Source organism: Flavobacterium sp. 103 (genome assembly GCF_003096795.1).
Lineage (GTDB): Bacteria > Bacteroidota > Bacteroidia > Flavobacteriales > Flavobacteriaceae > Flavobacterium.
Genome location: NZ_QENX01000001.1, coordinates 746975 through 771872, shown reverse-complemented (window position 1 = coordinate 771872; position 24898 = coordinate 746975). Strand labels below are relative to the sequence as shown.

Here is a 24898-nt window from a genome sequence, read left to right as displayed (position 1 = left end):
TAACCTTATTCATGAATCGAAAAATAACAATTGCATTTTTACTTGCGCTTCTTTTGACGAGTTGTGGTGCGTACTTTAATCAACCAGTTGGAGTTCAAAAGGCTGTTTTTGGTGAGAACACACCTGCAACTATAAATTTAAGAAGTTTACCACTCCCTAAAGAGCAAGTAGTAGTAGGTGTTTACAAGTTTAAAGATCAAACGGGTCAATATAAACCTACCGAAATAGGAAGCACATTTAGTACTGCAGTCACACAAGGTGCTACTTCTATACTAATTAAAGCGCTTCAAGACTCTAAATGGTTCGTGCCTATTGAGCGAGAAAACCTTAGCAATCTTTTGAACGAAAGAAATATTATTCGTTCTACAAGACAAGAATATGCTACCGATTCCAATACCAAGGATGCCCCTTTGACACCGTTATTGTTTGCCGGTGTTCTGTTAGAAGGTGGAATTATATCATATGATTCCAATATTATTACAGGTGGATATGGAGCAAGATATTTTGGCGCAGGAGCTTCGACCCAATATCGACAAGACAGAATTTCTATCTATCTAAGATTAGTTTCTACTTCAAATGGTAAAATTCTAAATACAGTTTATGTTTCAAAAACAATACTGTCCCAAAGTGTTGATGCTAGTTTGTTTCGGTATGTTAATATTAATCGACTCTTAGAAGTTGAAACAGGATATACTAGAAATGAGCCTATTCAGCTTGCGGTTACCGAGGCTATCGAGAAAGCGGTTGAAGGTCTGGTTGTTGATGGAATTAAGGATAAAATTTGGGATGTAAAGGCTACAGATGAGGAAGTTAAAGCATTTTTGGACAGTTATGCCAAAGAAAAGGAAGAAGCTGATTTAGCCTTGCTTTATGGTAGAGACAGAAATGAAAAAAGAGGTAAAGTTGGATTTGATTTAGCTGGAGGTGCAGCTTATATTGATGGAGATTATGCAAATCCAACACCTAAACCAATGGTGAAAGCGGGAATGAGATACTTTTTTACTCCCTATTTTGATATAAGCGGTTCGTTTAGTGTTTTTCGAGTCGGCAATAAAGATAGATTAGATGTTGGTTATGGATCTATAGATTTGAATCTGGATTTTTTAATTCTCCCGTATGATGCCTTTAGCCCTTTTGTTTATGTAGGCAGTGGTACTTTTTTTAACAGAGCTTACGAAAATATACAAACCAAAATTCAAGCAGGGATAGGTTTAGAGTATTTAGTGTCAAATAATTTTGGAATCAAAGCCTATAGTGAGTTTAATATGGATTTTTCGGATAAACTCGATTATATAACAGCTGGTAAAAGAGATGATTATTTTTATTGTTTTGGTCTAGGTGTGAGTTATTATTTGCCTCAACATTTTGGTAAAAAATCAGTAAAATAATGTTGATTTAGAAATGCTAAAGTTATACTTAGATTTTGCTAATAATAGATAAGTTATTTATAAAAAAACCTACAAATGGAAAAGTTAAGAATCGGAATTTTAATGTGCTTAATTATCTTAACTTCATGTTCTGAAGAAAAGATAACTGACGGCGGAACTGGTACTGTAAAAGGTAGAGTTGTGGATGCTGTTACTTATGCGCCTATTGAAAATGCAAAGGTATCTTCAAATCCGGCTACAAATACATACTATTCAGATAAGGATGGGTATTTTACTTTTGAGGGAATTGAAACAGGAAAGTATACATTTGAAGCGAGAAAAGATAAATACGTTGCTAAATTTGAAGCGGCAACAGTGGAGTTAAATAAAACCACTCAAATTATATTTGAGATGAAAGTCTCTACTGCAGATAATAGGCCTCCAGATGTTCCAGTATTGACTTCTCCTGTTGATCTAGCAAAAAATCAGGCCATAAATCTAAAGCTAACCTGGACTGCAACCGATATTGATAAAGATTCATTGACTTATGTTGTTACTGTTAAAAATGGAACTACAGATGAAATTACAACTTATAAAGACATAAAAACAAGAAGTTTGGACTTGAAAGGCTTGAAATATAGTACCAAATATTATTGGCAAGTAGCTTCTTCTGACGGAATTAATACACCTGTCAATAGTTTGACAAGTTCTTTTACTACTCTGCCATTTCCGAATCCAAGATTTTTATACATCAAAAAGGTAAATAGTAATAATGTGATTTTTACTGCTGATGAAGCTGGCAATGAATTACAATTAACATCTTCGTCTGTCAACAGTTATCGTCCTAGGAAGAATTTGCAATCCAATAAAATTGCCTATATCAGTTCTGATGGATCCCAAAACCAAATTTACATCATGGATCTTGATGGATCGAATGTTAAAAAAATAACAAATACGACTCCTATTGCTGGATTTAATATGGAAAATATCAACTTTTGCTGGAGTACCAACGGAAGTCAAATTATTTATCCAAATTTTGACAAATTATACCGAATAAATATTGATGGAGGAGGACTGATTGAAATGTTCAGGACGCCAAATGGAAAATTTATTTCTGAATGTGATTGGAGCCAAGATGGAAAAGAAATTGTGCTCAAGGTAAATGATATTTCGGGTTACAATGTTGAAATTTATGTAATTAAATGGAATGGTCAGGTGTTGTATAGTGTGTTATCTGGAATAACTGGTGCAGTTAGTGGTTTAAATATGTCCTTTGATATGCAAAAAATCGTGTTTACCAGAGATGTTTCTGGGAATGAAAATTCAACCTATAGAAGATTTGATTCAAGAATTTTTATTTATGATAAGGTTGCCAATACTATAACACAGCTGAATACTAGCAAAGATAATGGCTTTAATGATTTGGATGTAAAATTTTCTCCAAATGAAGCGGAAGTGATTTTTACCAATACTTCAAATGATGGAATATCAGTAAAAAATGTATACAAAACATCGCTCACAAACACAGGCACAGGTACTACGGGAAGTGCTAGAACTTTATTGTTTTCGGGAGGTTCGATGCCAGAATGGAAATAAGGATATTATAAGAGTCTAAAATATAAAGGTTGAAATACGTTTAAACTTTTCTTGCAATTTATGGAAGAGTTTAGGCGTTTTTTCTTTTTTGGGGTTTATTTAAAAAATTGATTTAGTAGATTTCTCCAAATTGATAATTCTGTTTTTGAGAGTTATTATAAACGGTCATTTGTGTTTTCTTTTTTTTCATGGAACTATCGATTAAGTTTTATTGTAAATTTGAGGAATTAATCCCCGAATCATGAAGTTTTTTGCTACTCTATTATTTAGTTTCGCGGTTTCTTGTGTTTTTGCGCAAGAACAAGTTTCGTTTTTTTTTGAAAGCAACAAGTTTGTTTTGAAAAAAGAGGAGTTAATAAAACTGAATAAATGGTTAAATGCAAATAATACTGTAAAAGTCGTTGGAGTTCATGGTTTTTGTGATGAAGAAGGATCTGTTGTTTATAATGACACTTTGGCCAAAAAGCGAATCGATTATGTGTTTAATATCATAAAGAGCAAAGTAAAAATTAGAGAGGATTTCAAAACAAGAAATTTTGGAGAGTTACATACTTCGTCTCCTATTCAAGCTGAAAACAGAAAAGTCACGTTGTATTATATTTTGCCAAAAGATTTTGCAAATGAAGAAAAAATAATAGCCAAAAAACAAGAAGTTGCACTAGAAAAGAAAAAGCCAAAAATTAAATTTTCGGATGTTTATGTTTTTGAAAACCCAGATGGTTCTGCAGTCAATATTAAAATTGATACTGTCTTTATGAAAAAAGTCAGTCTTGCCAATGTAGGGGAGAAGCTAAAACTGGAAAGCATGAATTTTTTTGTAGATACTTTTGCAATAATGCCGCAATCCAGATCGGTAATGTTTGAATTGCTCACAGTTATGCAAAACTGTCCCGATTTAAAAATACAAATTCAAGGTCATATTTGTTGTGTTAAGAAAGATATTCGGGATTTAAGTACCCAAAGGGCTAAAGCCATTTGCAAATTTTTGGAATATAATGGTATTGATAAAAGCAGAATGACTTTTATTGGATTTGGCAGTTCGAAACCATTATATGCTTTACCAGAAAAAACAGAAGCAGAACGGGAAGCAAATCGCCGTGTAGAAATTGAAATTATTGCCAATTAGTACAAAATTTTAGAAATCAGAAATTGGATTCCAGAATTTGAAATTTGCCACAGCCATTGCTATTGAAATTTAATTGTATAATTGTTACATTAAAATTATCTTTGCCCAACATACACACAACTAAAAAATGAGTTCAGATACTTCAAAAAGATATGCACAACGCGGTGTTTCGGCATCAAAGGAAGATGTGCATAATGCCATTAAAAATATAGACAAAGGTTTATTTCCTCAAGCATTTTGTAAAATTGTTCCGGATTATTTGACACAGGACGAAGACTATTGCTTAATAATGCATGCGGATGGTGCTGGTACAAAATCATCATTAGCCTATATGTATTGGAAAGAAACAGGGGATATTTCGGTTTGGAAAGGAATCGCTCAAGATGCCTTAATAATGAATATTGACGACTTATTGTGTGTAGGCGCAACCGATAATATTTTGCTTTCTTCTACTATTGGAAGAAACAAAAATGTAATTCCTGGTGAAGTTTTATCTGCCATAATCAATGGAACCGAAGAGCTGATAAAAGAGTTGGAGTCGTTTGGAGTTACTATCCACTCAACAGGAGGAGAAACTGCCGATGTTGGTGATTTAGTAAGAACCATCATCGTCGATTCTACCGTAACGGCTAGAATGAAGCGTTCCAAAGTAATCGATAATGCTAATATAAAAGCGGGTGATGTCATTGTTGGATTGGCTTCTTTTGGTCAGGCGACTTATGAAAAAGGCTATAACGGAGGAATGGGAAGCAACGGATTAACGTCTGCGCGTCATGATGTTTTCGAAAAATATTTAGCCAACAAATATCCAGAAAGTTTTGATGCGGCAGTTCCTAATGAATTAATTTATTCCGGGCAAGTAAAATTGACCGATGCCGTAGAGAATTCACCTATAGATGCAGGTCAACTAGTACTTTCGCCAACAAGAACCTATGCACCTATTATCAAGAAAATTTTGGATAAATATACTTCTGCGGATGTTCACGGAATGGTGCATTGCAGCGGAGGAGCACAGACAAAGATTTTACATTTTGTTCAAAATCTACATATTATAAAAGACAATTTATTTCCAGTGCCACCTTTGTTTCAATTGATACAAGAGCAATCCAAAACCGATTGGAAAGAAATGTACCAAGTATTCAACTGTGGACATCGTATGGAAATATACGTGCCAGAAGAAATCGCGCAGGATATCATCGCTATCTCAAAATCATTCAATGTTGATGCCCAAATTGTGGGTAGAGTAGAAGCCTCTGATTCCAAAAAACTAACAATTACAAGTGAATACGGTACTTTCGAGTATTAAAAATTGTTAAATCGTTTAGTTATTTAATTATTTAATTTAAAAAAATGTACGAACTACTATTTTGGAAATACTTGGAAGGCGTTTATCTGAATCATCACGAAGTGTATGAAGCAATAGATGAGCAGCAACTTGTGGACGGCTTAGAAACACTTCCGGTTGAGGTAATCCTAAATAGATTTCATACCGTTTTTTCAAAATGGGAAAAAGTCGATGAAAACAGCTGGAAAAATACCAATGGTAAAGGCGCTTTTCAAATAAGAACAACCCCACAAAGCATAAAAATAGATTGTTACGGCACCGAAGGCAAGACCATGAATTTACTTGTAGATACCATGGCAGAATTCAAATGCCCTCTTTATGATCCTCAAGTACCCGAACGTTACGACGAAATGAATGAATAGCTTTTTTAAGGAGCTAATCCAGCTATCCACTACAAGTCCACGCTGTAAAACACCATTTTTCTAAGTCATAAAAGGAGCTTCCGTTGGTCGCTCTTTTATAACAAGAAAAATTAGTGTTTTACAGCGTGGACTTTTCGTTTCTATCTGTGCTAAGACATCTGTGCATATTTAGAAAATTACTGTGATTTGTCTTTTTTTTATAAATTAGTAAAAAAAATAATAATGTCTACTTTTCAATTCCCGCAAGATATAATACTCGAAGACGAAATGGTTTTGCTTCGCCCCCTGCAAGCAACCGATGTCAAAAACCTATTGGATATTTCAATCAATGAACCTGAAACTTGGGAGTATTCTTTAGTTCGCGCCAACGGAAAAGAAAATCTTGAAAATTATATTCAAATAGCCCTTAAAGCCAGAGAAAATAAAACCGAATACCCTTTTATAGTCCAAGACAAAAAAACGGGCAAATATGCAGGCAGTACGCGTTTTTATGACATCAATATGGGATTTAAAACGCTGCAATTGGGATATACTTGGTATGGGAAAGATTTTAGGGGAACCGGACTCAATAAACACTGTAAGTATCTTTTGCTACAATTTGCATTTGAAACACTCGGAATAGAACGGGTAGAATTTCGTGCCGACAACAACAACCAGCGGAGCATAGCTGCCATGAAAAGCATAGGGTGTAAAGTTGAGGGAGTTATGCGTAGTCACATGCCAACTGTTGATCGTAATGTTCGCAGGGACAGCATAGTATTGAGTATTCTTAAAAGCGAATGGTTTGATGGGGTCAAAGAAAATTTAAAAGCAAAATTATAATTATTTTAATTTGGCAAATACAATTGGACCATTATTTCCTTTCTCATCCTCGTAGGATCCTCTTAAAGTATCTTCTTGTTTGTTTAATGTAAGGTGATGTTTTCCTTTTGTCGCCCAACCAGGGATTGCTTTTGTAACAACAGCATCATAAGTAACGGTTGTTTCTTTTATTTCTCCAATACCATATTCGACCATTTTATTGCCTTTAAATTCGAGGTAATGAGTCATGACTATTTTATTTCCGTCTTGGGCAATTATCACATAGCAATTCTTAAAATTACTGGAGTTTACATCTGCCCATAATCCACTTATATTTGCGGATGAAGGTTCTGTTTTTGAAGTACATGATGATAGGACTATAAAAAGCGTCAGTAATGCAATTATTTTTTTGAACATGATTTTAGGTTTTGTATAAGGTTAATGCAAAAGAGTGTAATGAATTAAATAAGGCTAGAGTTTTTGTTAGGGAAACTAATATAAAATGTACTTCCTTTCCCTTCTTCGCTTTCAACCCATATTTTACCTTTGTGTTTTTCTATAAATTCTTTACATAAAATTAATCCTAGACCTGTACTAGGTTCTTCTTCAGTTCCAACTCGGTTGTTTTGTACATCTAATTTGAATAGGTTTTCTACTGTTTTTGGATTCATTCCAATTCCTGTATCTTTAACTATAATAACAGTGTTGTAGAGATCTTCTTTTTCTTGGATGTTAACTGATCCTTTTTTTGGTGTAAATTTTATAGCATTCAAAACAATATTACGAATTATAGCTTGGAACATATTTTTATCAGCAAAAAGAGTTGCCGAATTAGAAATTGTTGTAGTGATACTTATTCCTTTTTTGTCTGCATTATCTTGTAGTGTGATAATGCTATCTAATAAAGTTGATTTTAGCGGGTGTTCTTTTGGAACAAATGGAATTAAACCTTGTTCCATCCGTGACCACTCCAATAAATTCTCCAAAAGGGCAAAAAGATTTTTGGCAGAACTTCTCATATTAACAGCGGCAAATTTTATATCCTCGGCGGACATCATGTCTATGTCTTCGGCCATTAACTCTGTTAAGCCTAAAAAGCCATTGAACGGACCTCTTAAATCGTGAGCTATAATCGAATAAAATTTGTCTTTTTGAGAATTTATATTCGAAATTAATGTGTTTTTTTCTTTGAGCAAGAGGTTGTTTCTTCTTTTTGAATCATATAGGAATAAGAACAAACCCAATAGGGCAGCAACTGCAGTAGCTATGGTAATTAGAAAATATACTTTTCGTGAATCGCTATTTATTCTGAGGGTCTGGATTTCTATTTGTTTATCTCTTAAATCTATTTCTCTCTGAAATTCAAGATTAGCTAATTTTTTCTCGCTTTCTTTCGAAAATATAGAGTCCTTTATGCGGGAATGTTTTTCAAAACAATCCAATGCCACTTCATAATTACCTTTTGACTTGTTAGTTTTGGAAAGATATAAATAGGTTTCCTGAATATCTTTTAAAGATTTGTATTTTTTAAAAATTTGTAAAGCATTTTCAAATAAAGAGATGGATCTATCAATAAGTGCTTTTTTATCCTTTTTATATTTTTCATCTTGAGACATTAAGTAATAAGCTCTGCCAAGATCATAAGTATTATAATTATTGTACAGGTTTGAATGATCATCATAAGTTGCAATTGACTTATTTAGCATCTCAATGCCTTTTTCATAATTTTTTAAGTTGATATAACAAATGCCTATATTGGAAAGATTTAAACCAATTCCTTCTGTGTCGTCAAGTTTTTTATTTATTATTAAGGCTTTGTAAAAGTAGTTTAATGCTTTTGGATATTCTTTTTTTTGCAAATAGACATCACCGATATTATTTAATAGCAACGAAACATTTCTTTCTTTTTTGGATTGGTAGCTTAGTTGAAGCGCTTTGTTATAAAAAATAAGACCTTGCTTATAATTTTTGAGGTCAATATAGATTAGTCCTATGTTATTGTAAACCGTAGTTAGACTTTTGACATCATTCAAATTTTCATAGATTGCAAGTGCTTTATAAAGGTTTTTTAAAGCATGCGCATAGTCTGATTTTATTTCATAAGCTGTACCCAAATTTCCATAGGTCTGGCCAATCTGCTGTTCGTTTTTTGTTTTTTGAGCATAATAAAGTGCTTTTTTTGCATATTTTATTGCTTCATCAGGTCCAATGTATTCTGAATAAGAGGAAAGTTTAGTTAGTAAAACTGTTTTATCCGAGTCCTCTTTTGTTTGGTTTAATGCTATTTTTAACGAATCAATGGTCTTATAAATAGGATTTTGAGCTTGTGCTGGAACTGTTGAAAAGATAAAAAAAAGTAATAATTGAGTAGTTTTTTGAATCATTTAGTGCGGTATTTTTTTCAAAAATACACTAATTTATGAAATAGCATGTGGAAAATTAAAATAAAAAGTAGTGCCTATATTTACTTCACTTTCTACCCATATTTTCCCATTATGTTTCTCCACAAATTCTTTACACAATATCAATCCCAGACCGGTACTGGGTTCGTTTTCGGTTCCATTTCTATTGGTTTTAACATCAAGTAGAAACAGATTATTGAGTATTTTGGCATCCATTCCGATTCCGGTATCAGCTATTGAAACGACGGTACTTTTCGAATCATCATGAGCCTCAATTTTTATGGCTCCATCTTTTGGTGTAAATTTCACCGCATTTGACAATATGTTTCGAATAACCGATTGCAGTATGTGATGATCTGCATAAATGGTTAAGTCTTCCGGTATTGACGTGTGAATTTTGATTCTTTTTTTATTTGCTTCGTCTTGTAACGTACTGATACTTTCTTTTACTAAGGGAAGAAAATTGCTTTTTTGAGGGGAAAAAGGAATCAAACCTTGTTCCATTCTCGACCATTCCAGTAAGTTCTCCAATAGACGGTTCAAATTAACAGCAGAGCTTCTCATGTTTGCGGCTGCAAACTGGATTTCTTCTTTGTCCATATTGTCAATATCTTGAGCTAATAGTTCTGTTAGTCCCAGAAAACCATTAAAAGGACCTCTAAGGTCATGTGCAATTATAGAAAAGAATTTATCCTTTTGTTTGTTGATGTTGGATATTACTTTGTTTTTTTCTTTTAATTGTAGGTTCGTTTTTCTCTTTGATAAGTATAGCCAAAAAAACAGCGCTAAAAGAATTATAACTGCAATGGTTATGGTGTATAATAAATATACTTTTCGAGCTTCATTTTTGATTTTAAGATTTTGAATCTCAATTTTTTTATCTCTCAACTCGATTTCTCTTTGCGATTTTAGAAATTCTATTTGTATTTTGTTTTCATTTGAAAAAATAGAATCGTTGAGATTTGAACTTTTTTCAAAAAATGAAAGTGCCAGTTCTGGTTTTTCTTGAGTTTTATAAATTTTAGATAAATAAGAATAAGAATCTCTGATGTCTATTAGTGATCCCTCTCTTTTAAAAATTTTCATGGATTCATTGATGTAGTCCAAAGATTTTTGTAAAAACTGATTGCTGTTTGTCGTGTTTTTTTCTGCTAAGGCAAGATAATAATAGGATTTCCCTAATTCTAATTTATTATAGGCATTGAACAAACTGGAATCATCTTTATAAATTGAAATTGATTGATTACTGGCTTCTATTGATTTTTCATATTGTTTGAGAAAGTTTAATGTAATGGCAATATTGGTATAGTTTAGCCCGGACTCATAACTGCTTTTTTCATAAGCGTTCATTTTAATTGCTTTATCAAAATAGCTTAATGCTTTTTGATAATCTTTCATTCTTAAATAGACATCCCCAATGTTATTTAAATATGTGGCAATTGATTTTCGATCATTTATTTCTTGACTTTCTTTCAATGCTTTTTTATAACAAGTTAGCGCTTGTTTATAATTTTTAAATTCCACGTAGATGGTGCCAAGTCCATTATTTGCTTTGGCAATACCGTTTTTGTCGTTTAGAATTTCAAATAAGTGAAGCGATTTATAATTGTAATCCAGTGCTTTTGGAAAATCGGCTCTTATTCTGTAATAAACTCCAAAATTATTGTATGAAAGAGCTATTCCTTTTTTGTAATTGGCTTTTTTTGAAAGAGCATATGCTGAGTTAGAATAATACAGACTTTTTTGAGAGTCGCTATAATACAATAAAGCAGATAAATCACTAAGCGCTTTTATCTTAATGGTATCTACCGTTGCTTGATTTATTACTGTTTTTATAGAATCAATTTTCTGTTCCTGACTTTTTTGAGAAAATGAATTAATACCAATAAAAAGTAAATAAATTAAAATGAGATTTTTTTTCATTTTGATTATTATAAAGCCATTTTAAATGGCATTGATTGTATTATTTTTTGGAAAACTAAAATTAAAAGTAGAACCTTTTCCTTCTTCACTTTCTACCCAAATTTTTCCTCTGTGCTTTTCCACAAATTCTTTGCAAAGAATCAACCCTAATCCAGCACTTGGCTCGTCATCGGTTCCCCTTCTGTTTGTTTTGACATCAAGTTGGAATATATTTTCGATCATTTTGATATCCATTCCTATTCCAGAATCAACTATTGAAATAATAGTATTTTTTAAATCTTCTTGCGCATATATTTTTATCTTTCCTTTTTTTGGAGTGAATTTTAAGGCATTGGATAAAATATTTCGGATAACAGACTGCAAAATGTGATGGTCTGCAAAAATTTTAAGATTTTGATTTATAATAGTTTCGATTGTTATGGCTTTCTTGTTAGCAGCATCTTGTAAGGGCTCTACACATTCTTTTATGACTTTGACCAAATTACTTTCTTGTGGAGAAAATGGAATCAATCCCTGTTCCATTCGAGACCATTCAAGTAAGTTTTCCAAAAGACGGTTCAAATTGTTAGCAGAACTTCTCATGTTGATAGCTGCAAATTGAATTTCTTCATTATCCATATCATCAATTTCTTCGGCCAATAGTTCCGTCAGTCCTAAAAATCCATTGAAAGGTCCCCGCAAATCATGCGCAATGATGGAGAAAAATTTGTCCTTTTGTTTGTTGATGTTTGATATCTCTTCGTTTTTGTTTAATAGTAATTCGTTTGTGTTTCTTTTGATTATATACAGCCAGAAGAATAAAATAAAAAGTATTGCAATTGTGATGGTAATAGTTACTAACAAATATACTTTTCTGTAATCACTATTTATTTTAAGTTTTTGAATCTCAATCTGTTTGTCTCTTAAATCAATTTCTCGTTTGGATTGAAGATTAGTTAATTTGTTTTGGCTTTCATTTGAAAATAGAGAATCTTTTATAGTATTGTGTTTTTCAAAATAATTTAAGGCTTCGGTGAAATCACCCTGTTCTTTTTTGGTTTTATAAAGTTCAAGATAGCAAATGCTCAGCCGGTCCAAAATACCTTTTTGTGTAAACAAATACGCAGCATTATTAAGAGATTGAGCGGATTGTGCTAGTAATTGTTTTTTATTGCTTGAATTTACTAAAGCCATTTTGTAATAGACAATTCCCATTCCTATGTAGTTATTGCCAATATTATAGGTTTGACTTTTATCGTAACTATTTAAAGCTTTTTTGAAATAATCAAGACTCTCTTCATATCTTTTTTGGTCAGAATATATTTGTCCAATTTTTGAATAACAATATCCTAAACCATTTAAATCATACATGGAAAGATTTAGGTCTTTTGATTTAGTATAATATTCAAAAGCTTTCCTATAATTTTTTTCATTGTAATAGGCCGAGGCAATATTATTCAAGTTATAAACCATTGATATTTTATTGCCCGTTTTTTTGTTTATCTCAAATGCCTTATCGAAGTACTTAAACGCTTGATTGTGTTTTTTTATTTCAACATATACCAACCCTAAATTGTTATAAGCTTCCGAAATACCAGTTTGGTCATTTAGTTCTTCATATTTGGATAATGACAGGTCAAAATAGTTGATGGCCTTATTATAGTCAGTTAATACCCATTGGCATACCCCAAGGTTATTATATGCCAAAGCAATTCCTTTTTTCCAGTTTATTTTTGTTGCCAGTTTAAGAGCTCTTTCTCCATAAGGAATTCCTTCTTTTGGATTGGTGTAAAAATAACTACTGGTCAATCTGTTTAGAATATTGATTCTTGTAGTGTCTTCTGTCGCTTTTCTGAGTGATTCTTTTAAAGAATCTGTTGATTGTGAATACTGTTGTTGTTTTGAAGATGTTTGTTCCAAAGCCTTCTTTGAAAGAGCGATATATTTGTTTTTATTTACAGTATCCGACTTGGACATCAAAAGATAAGCTTCGCTCAATTGCTTTAGTGCATTGTCAATGTTTCCTATTTGATTTTTATCGTATTTACTTAAAGCCATTGATAAATAACTTACCGCTTTTGGATATTCTTTTTGCTTTGAATAAATTTCGCCAATACGTGCGTAGCAATAGGCTAGTCCATTATTGTCCTTTATTTCTTCATTTATTTTAATGGATTGTTTGTATTGTTCAAGCGCTTTTGAATTGTTATTTTGTTTGAAATAAACATCGGCAATATCATTTAAACCATATACTATTAATAATTTATTGTTTAGTAGTTGGTTAATTTTTAATGCTTGTTCAAAATAGAAAAGTGCTTCTGGATATTTTTTTTGTACCAAATAAACAAGCCCAATATTTTTGAGCGTGCCAGAAACAGCTGATTTTTTTGGTATTTGTTTGTATAATTGTAACGCTTTCTGTAAATGATTTATGGCTTCAGTATAATTGGCTTCAGTTTGGTAGCAAATTCCCAGATTTTCATTTGCTTCGGCCATTCCTTTTTTCCAATTTAAACTATCTGATAATGATAATGCATTCCTCCCATATTTTAGCCCTTCTTGCGGATTGGAATACCTGTATGTTGCAGCAATTTCGTTTAGGATATTTATTTTGGTAGTGTCAACGGTCGTTTTCTGAAGTTTTATTTTTAATGTCGCTACTAATTCTGAATTTTGGTCTTGAGAATAAGCAAAGTTACCTAGTATGACTAGGCAGATTATCCATTTATTTATTTTGTGAAGGATGTTCATTGAAGCTTTTTGTCGATCTTTTTTTATTAAAATAGTATTGAAATAGAAAATTTCGTATTGTCGTTATCCAACAATCGTACCAAAAATACTAAACATATAGATGTATGACACTTTTTGATAGATAAAATGCATAATATGTTAATTTTTGTAGTATTAAATTTATTTTTATTTAATTTTTTTTTAATGCACTATTATGAATTTGGGATAATGACAGTTTTTTTTATGTAATTTATTGATTAAGAATTGTTTTGTCATAAAGTTATAAATTTATATTTACCAGAAATATTCATTTCATTTTTCTAAAGAATTAAATTTTGCTTTTTTAATTGTATTCTTTGTTTTTGATTTCTAAAAATGGAATTCCCTTAAAAAAGAATACCTTTGTGGGCTGTAAGAAATAAATTAATTAAAAGGTATCTATATGAAAATAAATCCAAAAAACGGAATTGACAAACTCATTTTCGGAATGAAACAAAATGATGTTATTGCTGTTTACGGTAAGCCTAATAAAAATTACAAAGACGAAGATGATAATGTGATTTTTGTTTATAATGAGCTTAAGATCCGTTTGACTTTTTATGAAGAAGAAGATTTGAAATTGGGATATTTAGTGGCCTCAAGCCCAAGTTTGGAGTTACTTGGTAATAAAATCATCAATAGAAAAATATCGGAAGTCAAAAAAGATTTGGCACAAAAAGGAATAACCAAATTTACTCAGGAGGAATTCGATACTTTCGAAAATTACTTCAATGAAGAAAATTGGATTATTCTTCAAACCGAATTTGATGAAGTAGTTAAATTCGAAATTGGAGCAATAATCAATAATAAAGACGAATTTGACTGGAAGTTTAAAAAGTAGTTTTGTTCATTTTATATAAATAATAAAACCCAACAGTTTCTTTAAATCTGTTGGGTTTTATTTATAATTGTTTAAATATTTATTGATTTATTTTAATCAATTCTACTTCAAAGATTAAATCGCTTTTTGGAGGAATAGCACCAGGATACCCTCGTTCTCCATAAGCCAAAGTATAAGGTATATAAAATTTATATTTCGCACCTTCCTTCATCAATTGAAGTCCTTCTGTCCAACCTTTAATTACCTGATTTAAATTAAAATCGATTGGTTCACCACGTTGAACACTGCTGTCGAAAACTGTACCATTGACAAAACTTCCTGTGTAATGCGCTTTGATATTACTGGTTAATGTTGGCATCGCACCCGTACCTTCTTTTAAAACAATATATTTTAAACCACTTGCAGTTGTTTGTCCATTAGCAAATTCTTTCAAAGCTATAGCATTTGCTGCAGCTCTTTCACTTTCTTCTTTCTCAGCTTTTAATTTATCTTCAACCGCTTTATTTCCGTAATAGTCAGTGAACACTTTTGCAGCATCAAATTTTTTGGCTGCTTCTCCTTTTCTGGAAATAGTAATTTTTGTGATTACATCATCTTGCGCAATAGCATTTACCACTGCCATTCCTTGTATTACTTGACCATAAATAGTATGTTTTCCGTTTAACCAAGGTGTGTCTTTGTGAGTAATAAAAAACTGACTTCCATTGGTAGCGGGACCAGAATTTGCCATTGCAAGAATTCCTGCTTTGTCAAATTTCGAATCGGTAAATTCATCTTTGAAAGCATAACCAGGTCCGCCAGAACCATTACCGTCAGGATCGCCACCTTGAATCATGAAATCTTTAATTACTCTGTGAAATTTTAGACCATCAAAAAAAGGTTTTCCTTTTAGTCTTTCAACTTTTACAAATGGATTTTTTCCTTCTGCCAAGCTTATAAAATTTGCTACTGTAATAGGCGTTTTTTTGTAAAATAATTCAACTGTAATATTTCCTTTGTTCGTTGCGATAGTGGCATAAATGCCTTCTGGAGTAACAGTAGAAGGCGCTTTTACAGTTGTTCGTGGTTTTTTTGTAGCAACAGGTTTTTTTGTGTTTTGTGCGTGTAAATTGAATAACCCTAAAAAGAGTAATAATGCGATTTTAGATTTCATTGTATAAAATTTAAGTGTCAACTATTTTAAAATTAATTAGGCATTTTTTCCATTAATTCAATCTCAAAAATGATATTGGTATTTGGTGGAATTACGTCACCTGCACCAGCTTCTCCATATGCAAGATGTGAAGGAATAAAAAGAACAGCTTTGTCTCCGATGGACATTTTTTCTATTCCTTCAATAAATCCAGGAATTAAACCATCTTTTCTCCCTGCTTGAAAAGGGATTGGAGTGTATTGATTGGCTGCTGCTCTTGCCGGATCAAATTTTCCAAAAGTTTTGGATACGTCTTCAATACTTGTGTCAAATAAAGTACCGTTTTCCAAAAATCCTGCATAATGAATATAAACAGTTGAACCCATAGCTGGCTTTTTGCCGCCACTTTTTTTAGTGATTACATACTGAAGTCCAGTTGCTGTTTTGGTGGCTTTACTTTTTAATTCCGTAAAAGAAGCTACTTTTTGATCACAAACGGCTTTGTATTTGGCTTCATATTCTTTTTTTGCAGCGGCTTCTGCGGCTACTTTTTGTTTTTGGCTTTCAGATTCTATTTTGAAATAATCGTAAAAAGTTTTTTTAGCATCAAATTTCTTGGCATCTTCACCATTTCTGATGATAGTTACACTTTTTATAAAATCATCTTGCTCTATTTTATTCACCACTTCAAGGTTGTAATCTACTACATGTCCAAAAATAGTGTGCTTTCCGTCTAACCAAGGGGTCTCTAAATGGGTGATGAAAAATTGGCTGCTATTGGTTCCAGGTCCATTATTGGCCATTGCCAAAATTCCACCTTTGTCAAATTTCAAATCGCTAAATTCATCTTTAAATTTGTATCCTGTATCTCCAGATCCTGTTCCAAGTGGATCGCCAGTTTGTATCATGAAATCTTTGATAACTCTATGAAATTTTAGTCCGTTGTAAAATGGTTTTCCTTTCAAAGTATCATTGACAACAAATTCATTTTCGCCTTCAGCCAATGTAATGAAGTTAGCAACTGTTACTGGAGCTTTTTTATAATCTAATTCCAATAGGATACTTCCTTTATTGGTTTCTATTTCGGCATATAAACCATCAGGTAAATTGTTGTGTTCTTTGTTACAGGAAATTAAAGTTGTAATGAGGAGTAGTGCAAATAAAATATTTTTTTTCATATGTAGATAATATTATTTTTTCATTGGAGTATGGAATTCGCATGTCTTTATTGGCATGGGTAACCTATTTAAGGTTATGCTCATTTCATTCTGCTTTTTTTAATTTGTTAACGTGTCTTTTATGGTTGATTTGGGTTTTATAGGCATAGGAGGGCTAACTTTTGCGACGGTATTAGGTTGAATTTGCGCATTATATTTAGATTCAGGCATAAAGTCGCGAAGGGTAACAGTGCAAAGTAAAGGTTGATTGGTACCTATTTTATTATTGTCACCATGATACCCATAACCCATATGCGAAGTAAAAAGGAAATGTACTTTTTCTGTTTTTCGCATAAGTTTTATTCCATCTCTCAATCCCATCATGATTTCCTGTTTGTCCACTTTGTAAATCTGAGGCTCTAATTCGGCTTCGGAATAAATAATATTGCCTTTCAAATCTTTTATTTCATAATCAAAAAAAGCAATATCTCCTTTTTTGGGAGTAAGACTATCGGTCAGGTTTCTGGTTTCGTAGTAATACCAATATCCTTTTTTGGAGGCTATGTATTTTTTGGTGGGATCACTTTTTATTACAGCTTCGATTTGGTCTTCTTCTCCAGCGATCATTTTCTTGTTTCGGGCTATAGATTGCTTCATGAAGCTTCCGGATGATTGTGAAACAGGTCTTCTGGCTTCTTGATGCTGTTTGCAACTCGTTAATAAAACGGCAGCAAAAAAGGTAATTAGTAATACTTTAAAATAGTTCATGGGCTATTATATTTTTAATTTTTGTACTAAACTTTCAAATTTGTGTAGTGTTTCCTCCATTGATACTTCCGATTTTCCTCCGGCAGCATTGCTGTGTCCCCCACCTTGAAAATGATCTCTGGCAAATTGATTTACATCAAAAATTCCTTGCGAACGGAAAGAGATTTTGATGATTCCTTCTTCTTTGTTTTCGATAAAAATAGCGGTAAAAATAATTCCTTTTATGCTTAAACCATAATTAACAATGCCTTCAGTGTCACCTTTTACATAATTAAAACTGTTTAATTCCTCTTGTGTCAATGAAGTGTAGGATGTTTTATGATCCATCATCACTTTCATGTTTTGTAAAGCACGACCCAGTAGTTGCAAACGATTATAGGAACTATTGTCAAATAATAAGGTTGGGATCAAACTATTTTCGACTCCTAGGTCAATTAATTCGGCAATTATTCTATGAGTTGTTCCAGTAGTCTTTGGAAAACGGAACGAACCAGAATCAGTCAAGATTCCAGTGTAAATACAAGTGGCAATCGTTTTGTCTAAATCTTGTTTTTTGCCTAATAAAGAAATGAAGTTGTAAACCATTTCGCAAGTAGAACCAAATGCAACATCCGAATAGGTGTAAGTAGCATAATCATCTGGCCATTGATGATGGTCAATCATGATAAAAGGAGCGGTAAGTTTTTCTAAAACCTGTTCCATTTCGCCCACTCTGTGGAGTGCATTAAAATCCAAAGTAAAAATAAGTTCAGCTTCTTCTAGTATTTTAGTACAAAACTCTTTATCTTTTTCGTATATTTTAACCGTTTCGGAGCCTGGCATCCACGCTAGAAAATCGGGAAAATCATTTGGAGAAATCACTGTAGGATTGTGATTGTTTTTTATTAAAAAATGATATAATGCTAATGTTGAACCCATGGCGTCTCCGTCTGGACCTCTATGTGGAATTATGGCAATTTTTTTTGGAGTTGATAATAACAACTGTATCGCTTGTATGTCTTGTATATTCATAGTTTGCGAAATTACATTTTTTAAACTAAAAGTTGAAAGCTTTTAAGAAATTATAAAGAAATATAGACTATAGGTATTCTGATTTTTTTTGCGCCTAAGACTTTAATGAAAAATTTATTTCGTTATCAGTTTAAATGGAATCACTATTTTTTTGGTTCAAAGCAAACTTAGAATTCCTGTGTTGAATTGTTTTTAATTACTGTCATAATCTTAGTAATCTCACTATTAAGATATCCTATTTTAGAATCGTATTTATCTGTGTTTTCATTTAATTTGTTATACGCAAGTTCGTATAATTCTGTCCGTAACTTACAATATTCAATTAAATTTTTGTTGTTGATGTGAATTTTTTCAGGAAGATACAACTTGTCCAACTCTTTTATTAATTTAATGTTTTCTTCCCAATAATAAATGCCTCTATCTTTAATCATGTAAAGCATTTGTTCTTTTGAAGAACTAGAGCCATAAGCTTCTAATGCCATTTTTTCCATATCAACGAAATCTTGCATTCTGTTTTCATATTCCATTGTTTGATATATATACATTTTGGAGTTTCTACAAATGATTGACAAAGCTATAATAAGTGGGATTGATACGGAATAGATTGCAATTATTGCCTTTTTTCTTTGTCCATCCAAGAGTGCGAGTATAATGCCAAATAAGATTCCAGAAAGAAATCCTCCAATATGTGCTGCGCCATCTATCCCATCCTTGTAACCACTGAGTAGATTTATGGAAATTAAACTAATAAGAGGTAATAATAAATTAGAATTTAATTTTTCGTCTAATTTTTTAAAAAGAACAAAAATTATTAAAATTCCACACAGTCCAAAAATGGCACCAGATGCTCCAGCACTAACTAAATTATCGTTCCAATATAAACTTGTAATACTGGCAAGTATTCCACAAAAAAGATAAGTAGTCAGTAGTTGCCATTTTTCCATGTAAGGTTCAAGCAGTAAGCCAATATAAGCTAAGCTGATACAATTCATGAAAAGATGAATAATTCCAAAATGAATGAAACAGGAAGAAAGTAATCTCCACCATTCATTTTCGGTAGTTAATGGGCCATAATTCCCACCCCAATCAATGATTTCCTGAATCTCGGGAATGAAAATATTGACTCCTGATAAGCCCATCAAAATAAAAATTAAGATGTTTAAATTGATAAGGATTGGGGTAATAAAATAATTTTTTGTTGGTATAAAAATAGAGAAGAATGAATAGAAGCGGGTTGTTTTTATGGCCTCTGTATTTTGATTAAGAATGTTGTTTTTTAGAGTAGTAATGTATTCAGAAAGCAAATTTTCAGAGAATTCTAAATTTTCATTTTGACTATCTGCTTCATAAAATAATTCTAAAAATGCTTCAATATTCTTCTTATTTCGACCTTTATCATAAATTTGGTTGCCATTACTAGAACTAATAAAATAGGCAGCTTCGGTTTCTATTGTAATATGAATTTTCTCATTCCAAGTGTTTTGAGAATTAACTGTTTCAAATGTTATTTCCTTTTTGTTAATCTCAATTAATTGCCAATTTAGTTTTTTGGAAATTTCAATAGCTTTGAAAATAAATTTATTTTTCGATAAATTGTTTAATGGTAGGCCGTGTAAAAAAGAAGAAGGGAATCCAAAAGCCATTTTTCTGATGATTAAGTTTGTAAAGTAACAATACTACAAAAAAAATCATAAATAAAGTGTAAAACATTTTTTTTAGGCTAAAGGTATTTCAATCCTTTTTTTCTAATGCTTTGATATAAAATAGATTTTGGACCTCTAACAATTTGAGATTTGTAAATCCCGATAGAGCCGGAAAAAAAGTAAGCAATGATACAGGCAATTCCGATGAAAACGCCGCTTTCTATACCAAAAAGTTCCATTCCCATAACCGTACAAGCGATAGGAGTATGGGTTGCACCCGAAAACACAGCCACAAATCCCATTCCAGCCAATAAAGCTATCGGTAATGGGACAATTACAGATAAAGCACTTCCCAATGTTGCCCCAACAAAAAAGAGTGGGGTTACTTCGCCTCCCTTAAATCCAGCTCCAAGGGTAAAACCAGTAAAAAGGATTTTTAAAAGAAAATCATAAGGAGCATTATGAATGGAAAAAGCATCTACAATCATAGGAACTCCTAATCCAATATATTTTGTGGTGCCAATTAGATAAATCGATAGGGATAGAATAATTCCGCCTATGAAAGGTCTTAATGGTGGGTATTTTATGGTTGTTGAAAATAATTTTCCCCAAAAATGAGTGCTTCTTGCAAAAAGTAAAGCGGCTAATCCAAACAAAATACTGGCGATAAGTATCCAAAATATAGCAGTGAAATTCATTTCGGGAACTGCAGGAATGCTATAATGAGTGTGTTTTATTTCCCAGAATTCAACGGTGAAATAAGCAATATAGGCTACAAGAAAAGAGCAGACAATACTTCTAAAATTAATTTTGTAAAAAAAAATAACTTCCAATGCGAATATCGCACCAGCTAGCGGTGTTCCAAAAACCGAAGCAAAGCCAGCGCTAATTCCCAGTATAATCAATGTTCTTCTTTCGGCATGATTTAGTCTGAAAATATTGGTACATAAATCGGCAATGGCACCACCCATTTGCACTGCAGTTCCTTCCCTGCCTGCTGAACCACCAAATAGATGCGTTATTAATGTGCCCAAAAGGACCAACGGAGCCATCAGGAATGGGATCTTTTTTTCGGGTTTATTGTATTCTTCCAATAATAGGTTGTTGCCTTTTGCAATTTTGGAATCAAAGTAAAAGTAACCATAGCCAATAAGTAAACCACCAAAGGGGAGGAACCAAATAATCCAATTGTTATGATTTCGGACTTGGGTTACAAACTCTAATGAAACCAAGAAAAAAGCAGATGCCGATCCAGAAAAAATGCCTATCAAACAACAAATGAAAGTCCATTTGAGTGTGATAAGCATTATTTGTTTTATTTTTTCAAAATTCATCGATTGCGTTACTTTTTTTAAATAAATTTTATGCTAAAGTATTACAATTCATACTATTTTTGAACTATTCTGATGCAATTGCTGTAAATTCTATTTCAACCAAGTATTCTGGAGCAACCAATTGGTTGATACCATAAAAACCGGTAGTGGGTTTTATGTCTTTGAAAAAAGTTGCATGTGCTTTTGCAACTTCTTCAAAAGTAGAAACATCGGTAGTGAAAATTCGGGTGCGGATCACGTCTTTCATTCCTACTTTAAGATCTTCCAATACTTTTTCGACTCTTTCCAAGATATTTAAGGTTTGTGCATATGCATCATCGGCTTTTACTTTTTCGCCGTCAACTATTGCAACAGTTCCGGATACTTCAATGATGTTTCCTATACGGACTGCACGACAATATCCCATTTTGTCTTCCCATGGTGACCCAGTTAAGATGTTTTCTCTTTTCATTATTTGGTTTTTTAGTTTTGTTAATTGCTGCTTAAAAGTATCTAAATCTAAAGATTTTCCTTTAAAGGGCGCAATTTATAAAAATTAGAATTAAAAAAACAATCACATTACGGCGTGAGGTCATCTTGAGGTAGTTTTTCATTTTTTATAACAAAATAAGCGAGATGTTTTAATTTCTGATAACGGTTCAGTGATTGGAGATAATTTTATTGTGTAGTTTTGTTTTTTCTAAATTTAGAATTTCTTAACAAGTCAGCAGAAATAAATTATGTTAGTTTTGTGATTTTATAAGCACTGTTTTTTTATTTTTGAAAAAAATGTTTTTAGATAGAAAACCTACTTTTTTAATGCTATGAAACAAATTTTATTTATTTTTCTGATAGGTTTTTCGACCTGTACTTATGCTCAATTTGAGTCGAGTACAAAGTTCAAAGCGATTCCGCCAGTTAATATAAAACCAAAAGAAAAGAAGCCTACACCTCCAATTGATTCTTCTGTTATTATTCCTCCCAATGTTTATAAAAGCCCAAATGTACAGTCGCCTCCGAATGCTGTTTCGGACTATAAACTAAAAGTTAAGAGTGAGATTTCCATGATTCCAAAGAATGAGTTCATTAATCCTGGGGATGAGGTAAGAGATAGATTGAACAAAAAAACTGACCGTCAGGAAGGAGTTGCGTACCGTCGCAATCAAAGTTTAGGTACTTATAAAACGACTTCTGAATCAGCCAAAGTCATGTATAGGGATGCCCAATATGTAGACGGAGATTTAATTAGGGTGTATTTGAATGGAGAGGTCATTCAATCTTCAGTGTATTTGGATAGTAATTTTAAAGGTTTTGAAATTACTTTGCAAAAAGGTTTTAATAAAATAGATTTTGAAGCATTAAATCAAGGGGATTCTGGCCCCAATACAGCCGAATTCAGAGTTTATGATGATAAAAAAAATCTGGTTTCGGCTAGTGAATGGAATCTTGGTACAGGTTTTAAAGCCACTATTATTCTTGTAAAGGAGTAGTTTTAATTTTTTTTAGAAAAAAAGATTAAAAAGGATCGGCAGTAACTTTAAATTTCATATCCGCTTTTACTGTTGTCTCTTGGGTCAAGGTTTCTTTTGTAATTACCGATGTTCTTATTTTGTAACTCGAAGCCTTAATATATTTGTCTAACTTTTGGGCAGTACAAGTAAGATTGATAGTATTTGTGGTTGAGCTGATATTATCCAGAAAAGCCAATTCGATTTCATCATCGGCAGTTGTAGAAATATACATGTGAACAGATTTTAGAAAACTAAATGTTTTATCAGCAGGACTTGTGATACTCAATTTTAGTTCATCCAATTTTACATCTTTTACTAAATCCACATTTGTGTTATTGTTCTTAAATTCTGAAGTAGAATTGGTTGTAACATCTGGCGTTGCCACTTCAAAAGGAGAGTTAAAAGGCAATCCACTATTTATTTTAAATGTAGTTTGATCGGAAATAGTAAAAGTCAATAATTTGTCTACTTCATTGCATGAGACTATCATTAAGGCTAAAAGAACTAGAATTGTAATTTTTTTTGTTTTCATTTAAGGTAAAAGTTTATGATTTGGAGTTTCGTGCAAATGTAATCTAACTAGATATACAATCTCATCATTTAACGGTTTTACCATTTAATTATTATATGAATCGAATTATGTAGGAATGTTATTTCAGTGTCAATGGATGAAAAGTTCTCCAACTATGCCAGTATTCTTGATAGGCTTTTATGGATTTAAGTCCATTATCTAAGGGGTTTGTTGATTTTCCAAGAAATGTATAGCTGTTTTGTCCATCATTTAATAGATTTCCTTCAAGAGTGAATTTTTGATCATTATTATTTCTTTGTAAAACCGTGAAACTTTTTTTGTCATTGGCCAAAACCAATACGATTGGTTTATTGTTGATTACATCATAAATGATTCTTTTCTTTACAAAGTCATTCCAGTCATAGGCTTTACTTTGATTGTCAATGGTAATACCAACAACCCATGACTTGTCTTTCCATGAAAGTGTATCTCTTCTTGTTAGATTTCCTTTTCTTCTTCCGGATTCATAATTACTCAAGCTGTCATACTCTGTTTTGAAATTTTTGTCAACTTGCATGATTAAACTTTTTGGGTTTAAGTCGAGCCATTTGTTTAATGACATTTGATTGCTTTGTAATTCGGGTAAAGATTGCCCTTTTAATGCTCCTGCAATTGCTTCTCCAGTAGCTTGTCTCCACCAACTTTTGGTCGTTTTGTCTTCAAACATAGCATTAAAATGATCCATCCCTACTAATCTAAAAGTTTCTTTTTTACCATTTACTATTGGTTCAAAAACACGGCCAGATCTGCAAACGGTACAATAGGTAACAAGTATCGGATGTTGGGCAATTGTGTCAAACACCTGGTGATGGTATCCTAAAAATTGTATGGGATAAGCTCTGGACTCTCCTTTGTAAGTGATGCCAATAACAATTCGGCTTGTATCCACTTTGCTTTTTGAGGCATCACTCATTTTTAGGTTAGTGGTTTGATGAAACATAGAATCTGCTGCCATGACATAATTTGTAGAATAACCAATCCCAATAGCGATAACTAAAGAGATTAGAGAGAAAATTTTTGATTTTTGAAAAGCGGCTTTAAAGCCAAAAAGGACCATTAGTATAAAAACCAATCTAAAAATCCATCGCCAAGAATATAAAAAATAGGCCAAATCGATACTGTTCATTTCCTGACTTCCAGGCATTGGCATTATAAAATAAACATTTGCAATTTCAAATATCAATAACCCCAGTATACCGAAATAATAGATTTTTTTTGCCATAGCGTGTAGATTTGGTTCTAATTAATAGTAGGTTTTGGTTTTTTATAATTGATTATAAA

At 32.2% G+C, this 24898-nt stretch carries 21 protein-coding genes; 8 read left to right on the top strand and 13 right to left on the bottom strand.

Annotation, left to right across the window (positions count from 1 at the left end; translation table 11 throughout):
• Positions 1-11 precede the first annotated feature (11 nt).
• From C8C85_RS03145 to C8C85_RS03120, 6 genes are all read left to right on the top strand, one after another.
• Complete coding sequence (locus C8C85_RS03145; protein ID WP_116795783.1) at positions 12-1388, top strand: CsgG/HfaB family protein; 1377 nt, start codon at positions 12-14, stop codon at positions 1386-1388.
• Between the two features lie 75 nt (positions 1389-1463).
• A complete protein-coding gene (locus C8C85_RS03140) occupies positions 1464-2963 on the top strand; it encodes a carboxypeptidase regulatory-like domain-containing protein (protein WP_243412038.1) in 1500 nt (499 codons plus the stop codon).
• Positions 2964-3204: 241 nt separating this feature from the next.
• Positions 3205-4089, top strand: a complete 885-nt coding sequence (locus C8C85_RS03135) for an OmpA family protein (RefSeq protein ID WP_116795782.1) — start codon at positions 3205-3207, stop codon at positions 4087-4089.
• Positions 4090-4216: 127 nt separating this feature from the next.
• Positions 4217-5395 carry an AIR synthase related protein gene (locus tag C8C85_RS03130; protein ID WP_116795781.1) on the top strand — a complete coding sequence of 393 codons (1179 nt, stop codon included), beginning with the start codon at positions 4217-4219 and terminating at the stop codon, positions 5393-5395.
• A 44-nt stretch (positions 5396-5439) separates the two neighbouring features.
• The gene (locus C8C85_RS03125) at positions 5440-5796 is read left to right on the top strand and encodes a hypothetical protein (protein WP_116795780.1); all 357 of its coding nucleotides are present in this window, start codon (positions 5440-5442) and stop codon (positions 5794-5796) included.
• Positions 5797-6018: 222 nt separating this feature from the next.
• A complete protein-coding gene (locus C8C85_RS03120) occupies positions 6019-6618 on the top strand; it encodes a GNAT family N-acetyltransferase (RefSeq protein WP_116795779.1) in 600 nt (199 codons plus the stop codon).
• Here C8C85_RS03120 and C8C85_RS03115 read toward each other — a convergent pair whose 3' ends face one another.
• From C8C85_RS03115 to C8C85_RS03100, 4 genes are read right to left on the bottom strand one after another with little or no spacing between them, the layout of a single operon-like run.
• Positions 6619-7014, bottom strand: a complete 396-nt coding sequence (locus tag C8C85_RS03115) for a hypothetical protein (RefSeq protein ID WP_116795778.1) — start codon at positions 7012-7014, stop codon at positions 6619-6621.
• Positions 7015-7058: 44 nt separating this feature from the next.
• Positions 7059-8981: a tetratricopeptide repeat-containing sensor histidine kinase gene (locus C8C85_RS03110; protein ID WP_116795777.1), complete on the bottom strand. Its 1923-nt coding sequence runs from the start codon at positions 8979-8981 to the stop codon at positions 7059-7061.
• A 33-nt stretch (positions 8982-9014) separates the two neighbouring features.
• On the bottom strand, positions 9015-10922 hold the full coding sequence (locus tag C8C85_RS03105) for a tetratricopeptide repeat-containing sensor histidine kinase (RefSeq protein ID WP_116795776.1): 1908 nt from the start codon (positions 10920-10922) through the stop codon (positions 9015-9017).
• Positions 10923-10943: 21 nt separating this feature from the next.
• Positions 10944-13652, bottom strand: coding sequence for a tetratricopeptide repeat protein (locus tag C8C85_RS03100; protein ID WP_116795775.1), 2709 nt, complete (start codon positions 13650-13652; stop codon positions 10944-10946).
• A gap of 421 nt (positions 13653-14073) precedes the next feature.
• Between C8C85_RS03100 and C8C85_RS03095 the strand changes: the two genes are divergently transcribed.
• Entirely contained in the window at positions 14074-14511 is a 438-nt protein-coding gene (locus C8C85_RS03095) for a hypothetical protein (RefSeq protein ID WP_116795774.1), read from the top strand.
• Between the two features lie 79 nt (positions 14512-14590).
• On the opposite strand, the gene C8C85_RS03090 is transcribed toward C8C85_RS03095, so the two are convergent.
• From C8C85_RS03090 to C8C85_RS03060, 7 genes are all read right to left on the bottom strand, one after another.
• Entirely contained in the window at positions 14591-15664 is a 1074-nt protein-coding gene (locus C8C85_RS03090) for a peptidylprolyl isomerase (protein WP_116795773.1), read from the bottom strand.
• Between the two features lie 32 nt (positions 15665-15696).
• Positions 15697-16821, bottom strand: a complete 1125-nt coding sequence (locus tag C8C85_RS03085; RefSeq protein WP_116795772.1) for a peptidylprolyl isomerase — start codon at positions 16819-16821, stop codon at positions 15697-15699.
• A 99-nt stretch (positions 16822-16920) separates the two neighbouring features.
• Complete coding sequence (gene gldI / locus C8C85_RS03080; protein WP_116795771.1) at positions 16921-17568, bottom strand: gliding motility-associated peptidyl-prolyl isomerase GldI; 648 nt, start codon at positions 17566-17568, stop codon at positions 16921-16923.
• Between the two features lie 6 nt (positions 17569-17574).
• Complete coding sequence (locus tag C8C85_RS03075; RefSeq protein ID WP_116795770.1) at positions 17575-18579, bottom strand: DHH family phosphoesterase; 1005 nt, start codon at positions 18577-18579, stop codon at positions 17575-17577.
• Positions 18580-18746: 167 nt separating this feature from the next.
• Positions 18747-20222 (bottom strand): rhomboid family intramembrane serine protease, encoded by a 1476-nt coding sequence (locus C8C85_RS03070; protein WP_116795769.1) that lies wholly within the window; start codon positions 20220-20222, stop codon positions 18747-18749.
• A 77-nt stretch (positions 20223-20299) separates the two neighbouring features.
• The gene (locus C8C85_RS03065) at positions 20300-21556 is read right to left on the bottom strand and encodes a voltage-gated chloride channel family protein (RefSeq protein WP_116795768.1); all 1257 of its coding nucleotides are present in this window, start codon (positions 21554-21556) and stop codon (positions 20300-20302) included.
• A 64-nt stretch (positions 21557-21620) separates the two neighbouring features.
• Positions 21621-22007 (bottom strand): RidA family protein, encoded by a 387-nt coding sequence (locus C8C85_RS03060; protein ID WP_116795767.1) that lies wholly within the window; start codon positions 22005-22007, stop codon positions 21621-21623.
• A gap of 352 nt (positions 22008-22359) precedes the next feature.
• On the opposite strand from C8C85_RS03060, the gene C8C85_RS03055 reads away from it, so the two are divergent.
• Positions 22360-23025: a hypothetical protein gene (locus C8C85_RS03055; protein ID WP_116795766.1), complete on the top strand. Its 666-nt coding sequence runs from the start codon at positions 22360-22362 to the stop codon at positions 23023-23025.
• 25 nt (positions 23026-23050) lie between these two features.
• Here C8C85_RS03055 and C8C85_RS03050 read toward each other — a convergent pair whose 3' ends face one another.
• Positions 23051-23578 carry a hypothetical protein gene (locus C8C85_RS03050; RefSeq protein ID WP_116795765.1) on the bottom strand — a complete coding sequence of 176 codons (528 nt, stop codon included), beginning with the start codon at positions 23576-23578 and terminating at the stop codon, positions 23051-23053.
• Between the two features lie 118 nt (positions 23579-23696).
• On the bottom strand, positions 23697-24839 hold the full coding sequence (locus C8C85_RS03045; protein ID WP_116795764.1) for a DUF3179 domain-containing (seleno)protein: 1143 nt from the start codon (positions 24837-24839) through the stop codon (positions 23697-23699).
• Positions 24840-24898: the final 59 nt, after the last annotated feature.